Source organism: Streptomyces sp. BK239 (genome assembly GCF_004217285.1).
In the GTDB taxonomy this organism is placed as follows: domain Bacteria; phylum Actinomycetota; class Actinomycetes; order Streptomycetales; family Streptomycetaceae; genus Streptomyces.
In genome coordinates this window covers 15,414-29,590 of sequence record NZ_SHKS01000008.1, presented here as the reverse complement: position 1 = coordinate 29,590, position 14,177 = coordinate 15,414, and the positions used below count along the sequence as shown (strand labels likewise).

13 protein-coding genes are annotated in these 14,177 nt (G+C 71.7%); 11 read left to right on the top strand and 2 right to left on the bottom strand.

The genetic code is table 11. The features are described from left to right. The first annotated feature begins 16 nt into the window (after window positions 1-16). The 8 genes from recG to mutM all read left to right on the top strand — a co-directional run bounded on the left by recG (window position 17) and on the right by mutM (window position 7,414). Window positions 17-2,209 carry an ATP-dependent DNA helicase RecG gene (gene recG / locus EV567_RS23040; protein WP_130443172.1) on the top strand — a complete coding sequence of 731 codons (2,193 nt, stop codon included), beginning with the start codon at window positions 17-19 and terminating at the stop codon, window positions 2,207-2,209. A gap of 107 nt (window positions 2,210-2,316) precedes the next feature. Then, window positions 2,317-2,901, top strand: a complete 585-nt coding sequence (rsmD, locus tag EV567_RS23035; protein WP_130443170.1) for a 16S rRNA (guanine(966)-N(2))-methyltransferase RsmD — start codon at window positions 2,317-2,319, stop codon at window positions 2,899-2,901. Between the two features lie 26 nt (window positions 2,902-2,927). Then, window positions 2,928-3,407, top strand: coding sequence for a pantetheine-phosphate adenylyltransferase (gene coaD / locus EV567_RS23030; protein ID WP_207228842.1), 480 nt, complete (start codon window positions 2,928-2,930; stop codon window positions 3,405-3,407). A 110-nt stretch (window positions 3,408-3,517) separates the two neighbouring features. Continuing rightward, the gene (locus EV567_RS23025; RefSeq protein WP_130443166.1) at window positions 3,518-4,636 is read left to right on the top strand and encodes a cell division initiation protein; all 1,119 of its coding nucleotides are present in this window, start codon (window positions 3,518-3,520) and stop codon (window positions 4,634-4,636) included. Between the two features lie 176 nt (window positions 4,637-4,812). Further along, entirely contained in the window at window positions 4,813-5,466 is a 654-nt protein-coding gene (locus EV567_RS23020; RefSeq protein ID WP_130443164.1) for a DUF177 domain-containing protein, read from the top strand. 2 nt (window positions 5,467-5,468) lie between these two features. Continuing rightward, window positions 5,469-5,642, top strand: a complete 174-nt coding sequence (gene rpmF, locus EV567_RS23015) for a 50S ribosomal protein L32 (protein ID WP_007493396.1) — start codon at window positions 5,469-5,471, stop codon at window positions 5,640-5,642. A gap of 7 nt (window positions 5,643-5,649) precedes the next feature. Beyond that, on the top strand, window positions 5,650-6,474 hold the full coding sequence (gene rnc / locus EV567_RS23010) for a ribonuclease III (protein WP_388485047.1): 825 nt from the start codon (window positions 5,650-5,652) through the stop codon (window positions 6,472-6,474). Between the two features lie 79 nt (window positions 6,475-6,553). Beyond that, entirely contained in the window at window positions 6,554-7,414 is an 861-nt protein-coding gene (gene mutM / locus EV567_RS23005; protein ID WP_130443160.1) for a bifunctional DNA-formamidopyrimidine glycosylase/DNA-(apurinic or apyrimidinic site) lyase, read from the top strand. On the opposite strand, the gene EV567_RS23000 is transcribed toward mutM, so the two are convergent. Both EV567_RS23000 and EV567_RS22995 read right to left on the bottom strand, forming a co-directional pair. Further along, window positions 7,387-7,776 carry a helix-turn-helix domain-containing protein gene (locus EV567_RS23000; RefSeq protein ID WP_130443158.1) on the bottom strand — a complete coding sequence of 130 codons (390 nt, stop codon included), beginning with the start codon at window positions 7,774-7,776 and terminating at the stop codon, window positions 7,387-7,389. The two genes, mutM and EV567_RS23000, sit on opposite strands and share 28 nt — an antisense overlap. A 75-nt stretch (window positions 7,777-7,851) precedes the next feature. Next, the gene (locus tag EV567_RS22995; RefSeq protein WP_130443156.1) at window positions 7,852-8,949 is read right to left on the bottom strand and encodes a CAP domain-containing protein; all 1,098 of its coding nucleotides are present in this window, start codon (window positions 8,947-8,949) and stop codon (window positions 7,852-7,854) included. 193 nt (window positions 8,950-9,142) lie between these two features. On the opposite strand from EV567_RS22995, the gene EV567_RS22990 reads away from it, so the two are divergent. The 3 genes from EV567_RS22990 to EV567_RS22980 all read left to right on the top strand — a co-directional run bounded on the left by EV567_RS22990 (window position 9,143) and on the right by EV567_RS22980 (window position 14,026). Then, on the top strand, window positions 9,143-9,424 hold the full coding sequence (locus EV567_RS22990; protein WP_130443154.1) for an acylphosphatase: 282 nt from the start codon (window positions 9,143-9,145) through the stop codon (window positions 9,422-9,424). Between the two features lie 380 nt (window positions 9,425-9,804). After that, the gene (locus tag EV567_RS22985; protein ID WP_073491170.1) at window positions 9,805-10,008 is read left to right on the top strand and encodes a hypothetical protein; all 204 of its coding nucleotides are present in this window, start codon (window positions 9,805-9,807) and stop codon (window positions 10,006-10,008) included. A gap of 274 nt (window positions 10,009-10,282) precedes the next feature. Then, window positions 10,283-14,026, top strand: coding sequence for an AAA family ATPase (locus EV567_RS22980; RefSeq protein ID WP_130443152.1), 3,744 nt, complete (start codon window positions 10,283-10,285; stop codon window positions 14,024-14,026). The last annotated feature ends 151 nt before the right edge of the window (window positions 14,027-14,177 follow it).

The window sequence follows — 14,177 nt, the reverse complement described above, 5'->3', positions numbered from 1 at the left end:
AGTGCGGTGGTGTGCAATGGATCTCGTGCCCGCACTCGAAGAACCGCTGAAGAAGGTGCTCGGCCCACCGACCGCGAAGGTGATGGCCGAGCACCTCGGCCTGCACACGGTCGGCGACCTCCTGCACCACTACCCCCGCCGGTACGAGGAGCGCGGCCAGCTCACCCACCTCGCCGACCTCCCCATGGACGAGCACGTCACGGTCGTCGCTCAGGTCGCCGACGCCCGGCTGCACAGCTTCGCCTCCGCCAAGGCCCCCCGCGGCAAGGGACAGCGCCTCGAAGTCACCATCACCGACGGCAGCGGCCGCCTCCAGCTGGTCTTCTTCGGCAACGGCGTCCACAAGCCCCACAAGGAGCTCCTGCCGGGCACGCGCGCGATGTTCGCGGGCAAGGTCTCCCTGTTCAACCGCCGCCTCCAACTGGCCCACCCGGCCTACGAACTGCTCCGCGGCGACACCGAGGAGTCGGTGGAGACCTGGGCGGGCGCCCTCATCCCGATCTACCCGGCCACCGCCAAACTGGAGTCCTGGAAGATCGGCAAGGCTATCCAGACGGTGCTGCCCAGCGCCCAGGAAGCCGTCGACCCCCTGCCCGGCACGTTGCGCGAAGGCCGCGGGCTGGTCTCCCTCCCCGAGGCCCTCCTCAAGATCCACCGCCCGCACACCAAGGCCGACATCGACGACGCCCGCGCCCGCCTGAAGTGGGACGAGGCCTTCGTCCTCCAGGTCGCCCTGGCCCGCCGCCGGCACGCCGACGCGCAACTGCCCGCCGTCCCCCGCCGGCCGAGCCCCGACGGCCTGCTCACCGCCTTCGACGACCGCCTCCCCTTCACCCTCACCGACGGCCAGCGCAAGGTCTCCCGCGAGATCTTCGACGATCTGGCGACCGACCACCCGATGCACCGGCTGCTCCAGGGCGAGGTGGGCTCCGGCAAGACGCTGGTGGCCCTGCGCGCCATGCTCGCCGTCGTCGACGCCGGCGGACAGGCCGCGATGCTCGCGCCCACCGAGGTCCTCGCCCAGCAGCACCACAGGTCAGTGGTGGAGATGATGGGCGAGCTCGCCGAGGGCGGCATGCTCGGCGGGGCCGAACAGGCCACCAAGGTCGTGCTGCTCACCGGGTCCATGGGAGCGGCCGCCCGCCGGCAGGCGCTGCTCGACCTGGTCACCGGCGAGGCCGGCATCGTCATCGGCACACACGCGCTGATCGAGGACAAGGTCCAGTTCCACGACCTCGGCCTGGTCGTGGTCGACGAACAGCACCGCTTCGGCGTCGAACAGCGCGACGCCCTGCGCGGCAAGGGCAAACAGCCCCCGCACCTCCTCGTCATGACCGCCACGCCCATCCCGCGCACCGTCGCCATGACCGTCTTCGGCGACCTGGAGACCTCCGTCCTGGACCAGCTCCCGGCCGGCCGCTCGCCCATCGCCAGCCATGTCGTCCCGGCCGCCGACAAGCCCCACTTCCTCGCCCGCGCCTGGGAACGGGTCCGCGAGGAGGTCGGCAACGGCCACCAGGCGTACGTCGTCTGCCCGCGCATCGGCGACGACGAGGACGAGCCGAAGAGGAAGGCGCAGGAAGACGCGGACAAGCGCCCGCCCCTCGCCGTCCTCGACGTCGCCGACCAACTCGCGAAGGGGCCGCTCACCGGCCTGCGGATCGAGGTGCTGCACGGCCGCATGGCCCCCGACGACAAGGACGCCGCCATGCGCCGCTTCGCCGCCGGCGACACCGACGTCCTCGTCGCCACCACCGTCATCGAGGTCGGCGTCAACGTCCCGAACGCCACCGCCATGGTGATCATGGACGCCGACCGCTTCGGCGTCTCCCAGCTGCACCAGCTGCGCGGCCGCGTCGGCCGGGGCTCGGCCCCCGGCCTGTGCCTGCTGGTCACCGAGATGCCCGAGGCGAGCGCCGCCCGCCAGCGCCTGGGCGCCGTCGCCGCCACCCTCGACGGCTTCGAGCTCTCCCGCATCGACCTCGAACAGCGCCGCGAGGGCGACGTCCTCGGCCAGGCCCAGTCCGGCGCGCGCACCTCGCTGCGCGTCCTCGCGGTCATCGAGGACGAGGAGGTCATCGCCCAGGCGCGGGAGGAGGCGGTGGCGCTGGTGGCGGCGGACCCGGAGCTGACGGGCCTGCCCGGGCTGCGGACCGCCCTGGACGCCCTGCTGGACGACGAACGGGAGCGGTACCTGGAGAAGGGGTGAGGGGGAGACTCCCGGGGGGCGCGGGCCCGCATCGCCTGCGCGGCTACCGCCGCGGGATCGCGACCAGCCACAATGAACCTGAAGCAGCCCACGACCAAGGACCGAAGATGACCCGCGTGATCGCCGGCGCAGCCGGCGGACGTCGCCTGGCCGTCCCGCCAGGGACCGGCACCCGCCCCACCTCCGACCGCGCACGCGAAGGCCTCTTCTCCACCTGGCAGTCCCTCCTGGGCGGCCCCCTGGAGGGCGAACGGGTCCTCGACCTCTACGCCGGCTCCGGCGCCGTCGGCCTCGAAGCCCTCTCGCGCGGCGCGAGCCACACCCTCCTGGTCGAGGCCGACGCCCGCGCCGCCCGCGTCATCCGCGAGAACGTGAGAAACCTCGCGCTCCCCGGCGCCGAGGTGAGGGCCGGCAAGGCCCACCAGGTGATCCAGACGGCGCCGGCGGCCCCGTACGACCTCGTCTTCCTGGACCCCCCGTACGCGGTCACCGACGACGATCTTCGCGAGATCCTGCTCACACTCCGCTCGGGGGGCTGGCTCGCCGCCGAAGCGCTGGTCACCGTGGAGCGCAGCACCAGAGGCGGGGAATTCGGGTGGCCGGACGGCTTCGACGCCCTCCGCTCCCGCCGCTACGGCGAGGGAACGTTTTGGTACGGTCGCGCCGCCTCAACGTGCGAAGACGCACGATGACCGGACCGGAGAGCGAGGGATCACAAGTGCGCCGCGCCGTCTGTCCCGGGTCGTTCGACCCGATCACCAACGGACATCTCGACATCATCTCCCGTGCCTCCCGTCTGTACGACGAGGTCTACGTCGCGGTGATGATCAACAAGTCCAAGAAGGGCCTGTTCGAGATCGACGAGCGGATCGACCTGATCCGCCGGGTCACCGCCGAGTACGCCAACGTCAGGGTCGAGGCCTTCCACGGCCTCCTCGTCGACTTCTGCAAGCAGCGCGAGATCCCGGCCATCGTCAAGGGCCTGCGCGCGGTCAGCGACTTCGACTACGAGCTGCAGATGGCCCAGATGAACATCGGCCTCTCCGGCGTCGAGACCCTCTTCGTGCCCACCAACCCCGCCTACAGCTTCCTGTCGTCCTCCCTGGTCAAGGAGGTCGCGACCTGGGGCGGCGACATCTCCCACCTGGTCCCGCCGCTCGTCCACGAGGTGCTCACCGAGCGCCTGCGCCAGGACTGACGGCCGCCTGAGCCGCTGACGGCTCCTCACCCGGTGTCCCGCGGCCGCCTCCTGGCCGTACAGTCGTCCCGTCCGTCTCCTTCACAGCTGTAGAGAGTGGCGAGCAACCGGTGGACGTGCAGAAGAAGCTCGACGAGATCGTCACGGCGGTCTCCAGTGCCCGGTCGATGCCGATGTCGGCCTCGTGCGTGGTCAACCGCGCGGACCTGCTCGCCCTGCTGGAAGAGGTGCGCGCGGCCCTGCCCGACTCCCTCGCCCAGGCGCAGGAGCTGATCGGCGGCCGGGAGCAGATGGTCGAGCAGGCCCGCCAGGAAGCCGACCGGATCATCGAGACCGCGCACGCCGAACGCGGCTCGCTGGTCTCCGGCACCGAGATCGCCCGCCGCTCCCAGGCCGAGGCCGACCGCATCCTCGCCGAGGCCCGCAAGGAGGCCGAGGACATCCGCGCGGAGGCCGACGACTACGTCGACTCCAAGCTCGCCAACTTCGAGGTCGTCCTCACCAAGACCCTCGGCTCCGTCGGTCGCGGCCGGGAGAAGCTCCTCGGCACCGGCCCGGGCACCGACGAGAACGGCTTCGAGGACGAGGACGCCCCCGAGCGCAGCCACGACCCGGAGACGCTGCGCCGCGACGCCGACGCCTACGTGGACGTCAAGCTGGGCGCCTTCGAGGCGGTCCTGGCCAAGACCCTGGAGGCGGTCGGCCGAGGCCGGCAGAAGCTGCACGGCCGGATCGCCTCCGACGACCTCGGCCTCCTCGCCGACGACACCACGACCTTCCAGCACTCCTCCGACGCCGACTACCTCGCCGACCTCGCCGCCCTCGCGGCGCGGGACACCCCGGCCGAGCAGCCCGCGCAGCCGCAGCCGCAGCAGTACGACCACAGGGAGCCCCAGCCGGCGTACGACTACGGCCGGCAGCAGGACCCCTACGGCGGCTACCAGCCGCAGACGGCCTACCCCGGCGGGCAGGACCCCTACGGCTACCAGCAGCAGGCCGACCCGTACGCCTACCACGGCTACGACGCCCACCAGGCGCCCTACGACCCGAACCAGGCCGCCCACCACCAGGTCCCGGCCCCGGAGCAGGAGCCGCAGCAGCAGTCGCAGCCCCAGCAGCAGTCCGGGCAGGACCCGCAGGCGTACGCCCTCGACGAGACCAGCCTCTTCGACACCGGCATGATCAGCGCAGAGCAGCTGCGCGCCTACGAACAGGGCCGCGGCCTGTGACGGCGGCGGGCGGTCACGGGCGGCCGTGAGCACCCGATTGGGCCATGAGCGCAAGGTCCAGTATCCTGGCTCTTCGGTCGCGTGTGCGCGTCACTGACTGCGTGCCGTTCGCGATCACCGCTGCCCGGAAACCGGAGGGCGGCGACCCTCAGAGCTCGGAAAGATCGAAAGCAGGAATGGCTTCCAACGCCCGCCTCGACCACCGCAACCCTCTCGTGTTCGACACGCACGAGCTGGGTCGGCGTCCTGGCGCGCAGCAGCGCCTGACCCGCGAGATCGACGCCCCCAGGGACCTCGGGATCCAGGGGGTCATCGGAGTGCCGGAAGGCGCCCCGGTGGAGCTGGAGCTCCGCCTCGAATCCGTCATGGAAGGGGTGCTCGTCACGGGCACCGCCCGTGCGACGGCCGAGGGGGAGTGCGTAAGGTGTCTGGAGCCGGTCGAGCTGGAGCTCGAAGCGGACTTCCAGGAGATGTTCTCGTACCCTGACGCCGACGACCGGGGCCGTGTGAAGACGGAACCGGCCGACGACGCCGAGGACGACGAGGACATGCTCTTCCTCGAGGACGGCCTGTTCGACCTCGAACCCGTGCTGCGCGACGCGGTGGTGCTCGCACTGCCCATGCAGCCGGTGTGCCAGGACGACTGCCCCGGCCTGTGCTCCGAGTGCGGAGCCCGGCTGGCGGACGACCCGGACCACCACCATGACGCCGTCGACATCCGTTGGGCGGCTTTGCAGGGACTCGCCGGTTCACTCGAAGACGGCGAGAAGGACGAGATGAGCGGCGAAGCGCCCGATTCAGCGCGCGCCGCCGAGAAGCAGGAGAAGTAGCCGTGGCTGTTCCGAAGCGGAAGATGTCGCGCAGCAACACGCGCCACCGCCGGTCGCAGTGGAAGGCTGCGGTCCCCACCCTGGTTGCGTGCGAGCGCTGCCACGAGCCCAAGCTGCAGCACATCGCGTGCCCGTCTTGCGGCACCTACAACAAGCGCCAGGTCCTCGAGGTCTGAGCGGCTGGTGAGAGGCTTCATGTCTGACGCCAAGGCGGACACGACCGCCAAGAACAAGGCGGACACGGCCTCGTCCCACACGCTTCTGGAAGGGCGGCTCGGCTATCGGCTCGAGTCCGCCCTTCTGGTGCGCGCGCTGACCCACCGCTCCTACGCGTACGAGAACGGCGGTCTGCCGACGAACGAGCGGCTGGAGTTCCTCGGGGACTCCGTGCTCGGCCTCGTCGTCACGGACACGCTGTACCGCATCCACCCCGACCTGCCCGAAGGCCAGCTGGCCAAACTGCGGGCCGCGGTGGTCAACTCGCGTGCGCTGGCGGAGGTCGGTCGCGGCCTCGACCTGGGCTCCTTCATCCGGCTGGGCCGCGGTGAAGAGGGCACGGGCGGCCGGGACAAGGCATCCATCCTCGCCGACACCCTGGAAGCGGTGATCGGCGCGGTCTATCTCGACCAGGGCCTCGACGCGGCCTCCGAACTGGTGCACCGCCTGTTCGACCCGCTGATCGAGAAGTCCTCGAACCTCGGAGCCGGCCTGGACTGGAAGACGTCCCTCCAGGAGCTCACCGCGACCGAAGGCCTCGGCGTCCCCGAGTACCTGGTCACGGAGACCGGCCCCGACCACGAGAAGACCTTCACTGCTGCCGCCCGCGTCGGAGGCGTCTCGTACGGCACCGGCACCGGCCGCAGCAAGAAGGAGGCGGAGCAGCAGGCCGCCGAGTCCGCCTGGCGGTCCATCCGGGCCGCAGCGGACGAACGCGCCGCGGCGGCCAAGACCGTCCAGGCCGTTCCGGTGGTCGACGGCAGCGCGGACACCGAGTCCGCCTCCGCCTGACCCCCTCCGCCCCGACGAGCGCCCGCCCCTCACCAGGGGGCGGGCGCTCGGTTCGTCCACCAGTCCCACGGGGGTCGTCATGCCCGAGTTGCCCGAGGTCGAGGTCGTCCGGCGCGGCCTGGAGCGGTGGGTCGCCCACCGGACCGTCGCCGCCGCCGAGGTGCTGCATCCGCGTGCCGTACGCCGTCACACGGCCGGGGCCGGCGACTTCGCGCACCGGCTGGAAGGCCACCGCGTGGGCGTCCCCAGCCGGCGCGGCAAGTACCTGTGGCTCCCGCTGGAGGACACCGACCAGGCGATCCTCGCGCACCTCGGGATGAGCGGGCAGCTGCTGGTGCAGCCGCAGGGGTCGCCCGACGAGAAACACCTGCGCATCCGCGTCCGCTTCGCAGACGCCCAGGCCACCGAACTCCGCTTCGTCGACCAGCGCACCTTCGGCGGCCTCTCCCTGCACGACACCACCCCCGACGGTCTGCCCGACGTCATCGCGCACATCGCCCGCGACCCCCTCGACCCGCTGTTCGACGACGCGGCCTTCCACCAGGCGCTGCGGCGCAAGCGGACCACGATCAAGAGGGCCCTGCTCGACCAGTCGCTGATCAGCGGGGTCGGCAACATCTACGCGGACGAGGCCCTGTGGCGCTCCCGTCTCCACTACGACCGGCCGACCGCGTCCCTCACCCGCCCCCGCACCGCCGAGCTCCTCGGCCACGTCCGGGACGTGATGAACGCGGCCCTGGCCGTCGGCGGCACCAGCTTCGACAGCCTGTACGTCAACGTCAACGGCGAGTCGGGCTACTTCGACCGGTCGCTGGACGCCTACGGACGCGAGGGCCTGCCGTGCAAGCGGTGCGGCACGCCGATGCGCCGCCGGCCCTGGATGAACCGGTCCAGCTACTACTGCCCGAAGTGTCAGCGGCCGCCGCGCGTCTCGTCGTAGCGTGTGCGGGCCGCGAGGACGTCGTCCATCCGCCCTTCCACCAGGTGGATCAGGCCCAGGAGCCGTTCGGCGACCTCATGGCCGAAGGGGGTCAGCTCGTAGTCGACGCGGGGCGGGTTGGTCGGCTGGGCCTCGCGGTGCACCAGGCCGTCGCGCTCCAGCGCGTGCAGGGTCTGGGACAGCATCTTCTCGCTCACGCCGTCCACCCGGCGGCGCAGCGCGTTGAACCTGAGGGAGCCCTCGTGCAGGGCCCCCAGTGTGAGCGCGCCCCAGCGGCCCGTGACGTGCTCCAGGGTGCCCCGCGAGGGGCAGGCCTTGGCGAACACGTCGTAGGGGAGTTCCTGCTCCGGGATGCCGTCCATTCCTTCAGAATACGCGAGCACAGCGCTGAACGACAGAGAGCGCTAACCAATGGTTAGCGCTCTCGGTCGGCGCTCCTAGTAGCCGAAGTCCTGCGTCCACCAGGGGCCGCCCGAGCCGAAGTGGACGCCGACGCCCAGGGTCTTGAAGTCGCAGTTCAGGATGTTGGCGCGGTGGCCGGGGCTGTTCATCCAGGCCTGCATGACCGCCGCCGCGTCGGCCTGGCCGCGGGCTATGTTCTCGCCGCCGAGGTCGGTGATGCCGGCCTTCGCGGCCCGGTCCCAGGGGCTCGCGCCGCCGGGGTCGGTGTGGTCGAAGAAGTTCCGGTTGGCCATGTCCACGCTGAAGGCCTGCGCGAGGGAGGCCAGGGAGCTGTTCGCGGCGACGGGGCTGCAGCCGACCTTCGAGCGCTCCTCGTTGACGAGCTTCAGCACCTCCGCCGCGGCCTGGACCTCCGAGGACACCGTGACCGCGGCGCTGCTGCGGCCCGGCGACTTCGACGCCGTCTTCGACGGGGCGGGCTTGCGCGCCTGCTTCGTCGGCGTGGTCGTCGGCTTCCCGGTGCCGGGCGACGCGCTCGGCGACGCCGTCGAGGCCGACGGGCTGGGCGAGGCCGGCGTCGACGCGGGGGCCGAAGCCGAGGCCGACGGCGCGCCGGACCGGCCCGCGTCCCGGCTGGTCGGCGACTCGCCGCGCTCGGCGCCGGCGTCGGCGGAGCCGGACGTGCCGCCGAACTCCGTGGCGGAGTTGGCCGGCGGGTCGGCGGCCGTCACCCTGTCCGAGGGGCCGCCGCCCCCGCCCAGCTTGTAACCGTCGAGGCCGGGCACCACGCCGGACGCCACCGCGACCGTGCCGAGGGCAACGGCCGCGGACATCCCGAGCAGGCCCGTCTTGACCGGGGTCACGGCCTTGCGCTTGCGGCGCCGGCCCGTCCCGCCCCGGCCGGGCCTGGTCGACCCGGAACCGCCGGGGCTGAAGCCGTCCGCCGTGAGGACCGCGGTGTCCTCGGCGGACCGGGCGTGGTCGTCGTCCGTCGCGTACAGGTAGTCGCGGCTCCTGGCGGCCGAGTCGGCGTACGCCTCCGGGTTCAGGTACGGCGCGATGCCCATGACGGGGTCATCGGCGTGACGGTCCTGCGCGCCGTGGCCGGCGGTGGCGCGTCGGTGGCGTCCCATGTGGCCTTCCTCGTCCGAACGGTCTCCCTCGGTCGACCCGCGCCGGGCGGCGCATGGCGTCACTGACTCCATACGGTCAACCTGACTCACTCGATCGAGTGAGTTTCATATGAGATTCATTGGGTCGGGACGGTACCGCATGGCGCTGGGGGCGGAAGCGTTCCGAGTGACTTCGCCCGGTTAGATGGCAGTCATGAGCGAGGAAGTACGGATGGTGGCCTGGGTGCGCGGACACGTCCAGGGTGTGGGTTTCCGCTGGTTCACGCGGGCCAAGGCGCTGGAGATCGGCGGCCTGAGTGGCTTTGCTCTCAATTTGGCCGACGGGCGGGTCCAGGTCGTCGGCGAGGGCAGTCGTGAGGCCTGCCAGGGGTTGCTGGAGTGGCTCCTGAGTGACGACACGCCCGGGCGCGTGGACGGAGTCACAGAGATATGGGACACACCCCGCGGCGGCTACGACGGCTTCGCCATCCGCTGACGAAACACGCGCCCCGGCGGGACGCGGCGGCGCGGAAACGTACCGTCGGCGGCCGCCCGAAGCGAAAAGAAGCAGGTGGTTGCCAAGAACCGCTTGCCGTGGCAGGCTCCGCACGCAAAGATGATCGCCACGCCCTGAGGGCCCGCGGGAGTCACAGCGCCGCCGTTTCCGGCCGCGCGCCCCACGGATGCCCACCGATACGGGGCGTGATCGTGTTGACCGTCAAACTTTTTGGTGAGACGCTGAAAGCACCCCGCGCACCTAGCTGTTTGGCATGGATGAACGTCAGCACGAACAAGATCCGGTCAACACCGCGGGTGCGAATCCCTCACGACCCACCACCGCTTCGGTCGGTCACTCAGTGTGGAGGACCATCCATCATGGCAAAGGCGCTTCTCGGTTACGTCGGCGGCTCCGACCCGCGACTCCTCGCCGAGATGCGACGGCTCCAGCAGCGCGTCCAGGACCTGGAAAACGAGCTCGGACGTATCCAGGCCGAGAACGACGCTCTGACGGCTGCCGCTTCTCACGACAGGTTCATGGAGAGCATCGACGCACACCAGGCGGAGCCTGCGCTCACCTGATCGCTGCACCGCTCCACGACAGCAGGCGCAGCGAAGGGGAGAAACATTCCCATCGCGTCGGACCGCTAAAGTTGTCAGAAGTAGCAAGGGACGCTTCGGCGTCCCTTATTTCTTCCCCCGATCCCCCGGCTGACCCCCGCTTCCGTCCCGATCCGCCGATCGTCTTCCCCCGCGCATCCTTCCCCCTCTTCAACGAAGGGTCTGCCCTCAGCGTTCAAGGGTGAAACCGCGGGTTCACGGAGTGGGACAAGTCGGGAAGGTAGAGTCCAGCGCCGTGCACCTCAAGGCCCTGACCCTGCGGGGGTTCAAGTCGTTCGCCTCGGCGACCACGCTCCGGTTCGAGCCGGGCATCACGTGCGTCGTGGGACCGAACGGCTCGGGCAAGTCCAACGTCGTGGACGCGCTCAGCTGGGTCATGGGCGAGCAGGGCGCCAAGTCGCTGCGCGGCGGCAAGATGGAGGACGTCATCTTCGCCGGCACCACCGGCCGCCCGCCGCTGGGCCGCGCCGAGGTGTCCCTGACCATCGACAACTCCGACGGGGCCCTGCCCATCGAGTACGCCGAGGTCACCATCACGCGGATCATGTTCCGCAACGGCGGCAGCGAGTACCAGATCAACGGCGACACCTGCCGCCTCCTCGACATCCAGGACCTGCTGTCCGACTCCGGCATCGGCCGGGAGATGCACGTCATCGTCGGCCAGGGCCAGCTCGACTCCGTCCTGCACGCCGATCCCATGGGCCGCCGCGCCTTCATCGAGGAGGCGGCGGGCGTCCTCAAGCACCGCAAGCGCAAGGAGAAGGCGCTCAGGAAACTGGACGCGATGCAGGCCAACCTCGCGCGCGTGCAGGACCTGACCGACGAACTGCGCCGCCAGCTCAAGCCGCTGGGCCGGCAGGCCGCCGTCGCCCGCCGGGCCGCCGTCATCCAGGCCGACCTGCGTGACGCCCGGCTGCGCCTGCTCGCCGACGACCTCGTACGGCTGGAGGAGGCCCTCCGGGCCGAGGTCGCCGACGAGGCCGCGCTGAAGGAACGCAAGGACAGCGCCGAGCAGGAGCTGAGGAAGGCGCTCCAGCGCGAGGCACTCCTGGAGGACCAGGTGCGCCGGCTCACGCCACGCCTGAAGCGTGCGCAGCAGACCTGGTACGAGCTCTCCCAGCTCGCCGAGCGCGTCCGCGGCACGATCTCGCTCGCCGACGCGCGCGTGAAGAGCGCCACCTCCGCGCCCCCCGAGGAACGGCGTGGCCGCGACCCCGAGGACCTGGAGCGTGAGGCCGCCCGGGTGCGCGAGCAGGAGGCCGAGCTGGAAGCCGCCCTGGAGGCGGCGCAGCGGGCGCTCGACGACACCGTCGCCCACCGCGCCGACCTGGAGCGCGAGCTCGCCGTGGAGGAACGGCGGCTGAAGGACGCCGCCCGCGCGATCGCCGACCGCCGCGAGGGCCTCGCCCGGCTGAACGGCCAGGTCAACGCGGCCCGCTCGCGCGCCGCCTCCGCCCAGGCCGAGATCGACCGCCTGGCCGCCGCCCGGGACGAGGCCCGGGAACGTGCCGTCGCCGCCGAGGAGGAGTACGAGGCGCTGAAGGCCGAGGTCGACGGCCTCGACGCCGACGACGCCGAACTCGCCGAACGGCACGAGGAGGCGAAGCGGCGGCTCGCCGAGGCGGATGCCGCGCTGAGCGCCGCCCGCGAGGCGGCCGGCACCGCCGAACGCGAACGGGCCGCGACCAAGGCCCGCCATGACGCCCTGGCGCTGGGCCTGCGCCGCAAGGACGGCACGGGCGCGCTGCTGGCGGCGAGGGACCGCCTCGGCGGGGTGCTCGGCCCCGCCGCGGAACTCCTCACCGTCACCCCCGGCTACGAGGCCCCCCTCGCCGCGGCCTTCGGCGCCGCCGCCGACGCCCTCGCCGTCACCACCCCGTCCGCGGCGGCCGACGCCATCCGCCTCCTGCGCAAACAGGACGCGGGCCGTGCGGCCCTGCTCCTGACGGGAGCACCGGAGGACCAGGCCCCCGCCCCCGTCACGCCCGCGCAGGCCGAGGACACGGACGGGAACCACGACCACGCCCCCACCACCGCGCCGGGCACGGCCCGCGTCCCCGCACACCTCGCCTCCGGGGAAGGCGAGACGCCCGCACCCGCCCACAACGTCACTCCCGCCCCCGCGTCAGGCAGCAGCACTCCCGCCCACGCCACCGGCATCGACCACGGTCCCGGAGCTCCCCGCTACGCCGCCGGCCTGGTCAAGGCCCCTGTCGAACTTCTGCCCGCCGTGCGGCGGCTCCTGCGGGAGATCGTCGTCGTGGAGACGCTGGAGGACGCCGAGGAGTTGGTGTACGCGCGGCCGGACCTCATCGCCGTCACCGCCGAAGGCGACCTTCTGGGGGCGCACTTCGCGCACGGCGGGTCGGCGGGGGCGCCCAGCCTGCTGGAGGTGCAGGCCTCCGTGGACGAGGCCGCCGCCGAGCTGGATGAGCTTGCCGTGCGCTGCGCGGAGTTGACGGAGGCGCAGCGCGCTGCCGGTGAACGGCGCGAGGCGTGCGCGGCCCTCGTCGAGGAGGCGGGGGAGCGGCGGCGGGCCGCCGAGCGGGAGAAGTCGGGCGTGGCCCAGCAGCTGGGGCGGCTCGCGGGGCAGGCGCGGGGCGCGGCGGGGGAGGCCGAGCGGTCCGCCGCGGCGGCCACCCGGGCCCAGGAGGCGCTGGACAGGGCCGTGGAGGAGGCCGAGGAGCTGGCCGAGCGGCTGGCCGTGGCCGAGGAGATGCCGGGGGAGGAGGAGCCGGACACCCACGTGCGGGACCGGCTCGCCGCCGACGGGGCCAACGCCCGGCAGACCGAGATGGAGGCGCGGCTCCAGGTCCGTACGCACGAGGAGCGGGTCAAGGGTCTGGCCGGGCGGGCCGATGCGCTGGACCGGGCGGCCCGTGCCGAGCGGGAGGCACGCGCGCGTGCCGAGCGGCGGCGGGCGCGGCTGCGGCACGAGGCCGCCGTCGCGGAGGCCGTCGCCTCCGGCGCCCGGCAACTGCTCGCGCACGTCGAGGTGTCGGTGCGCCGGGCGGACGAGGAGCGGGTCGCGGCCGAGGCGGCGAAGGCGCACAGCGAGCGGGAACTGGCCGCCGCCCGCACCACCGGGCGTGATCTCAAGGCGGAACTCGACAAGTTGACGGATTCAGTCCACCGAGGCGAGGTACTAGGAGCGGAGAAGAGGCTGCGGATCGAGCAGCTGGAGAACAAGGCGCTGGAGGAGTTCGGTGTCGAACCGGCAGGGCTCGTCTCCGAGTACGGGCCGGACCAACTGGTGCCGCCCTCGCCCCCCGCCGACGGCGAGCAGCTGCCGGAGGATCCCGAGCACCCGCGCAACCGGCCCCGGCCGTTCGCCCGGGCGGAGCAGGAGAAGCGGCTGAAGGCCGCGGAACGGGCGTACCAGCAGCTCGGCAAGGTGAACCCGCTGGCCCTGGAGGAGTTCGCCGCGCTGGAGGAGCGTCACCAGTTCCTCAGTGAGCAGCTGGAGGACCTGAAGAAGACGCGCGCCGACCTGCTCCAGGTGGTGAAGGAGGTCGACGAACGGGTCGAACAGGTCTTCACCGATGCGTTCCGCGACACCGCCCGGGAGTTCGAGGGCGTGTTCAGCCGGCTGTTCCCCGGTGGCGAGGGGCGGCTGATCCTGACCGACCCCGACAACATGCTCACCACGGGTGTGGACGTGGAGGCACGGCCGCCGGGCAAGAAGGTCAAGCGGCTGTCGCTGCTGTCCGGCGGGGAGCGGTCGCTGACGGCCGTCGCCATGCTGGTGTCGATCTTCAAGGCCCGGCCGAGCCCGTTCTACGTCATGGACGAGGTCGAGGCGGCGCTGGACGACACCAACCTGCAGCGGCTGATCCGCATCATGCAGGAACTCCAGGAGTCCTCGCAGCTCATCGTGATCACGCACCAGAAGCGCACCATGGAGGTCGCCGACGCGCTCTACGGCGTCTCGATGCAGGGCGACGGCGTGTCGAAGGTGATCTCCCAGCGGCTCCGCTAGCGGCGGGCCCTCTTTTACCCCCGAACCTTACTTTCAAGTATTGAACACATGCTCTTCACGTGTGCCTCTTTTCTCACACACGTACGGGCCTTGACTTCGAAACTTGAAGGCATAGTCTCGGCAACGTCGTTTTTACCTTCAGGTACCGCCT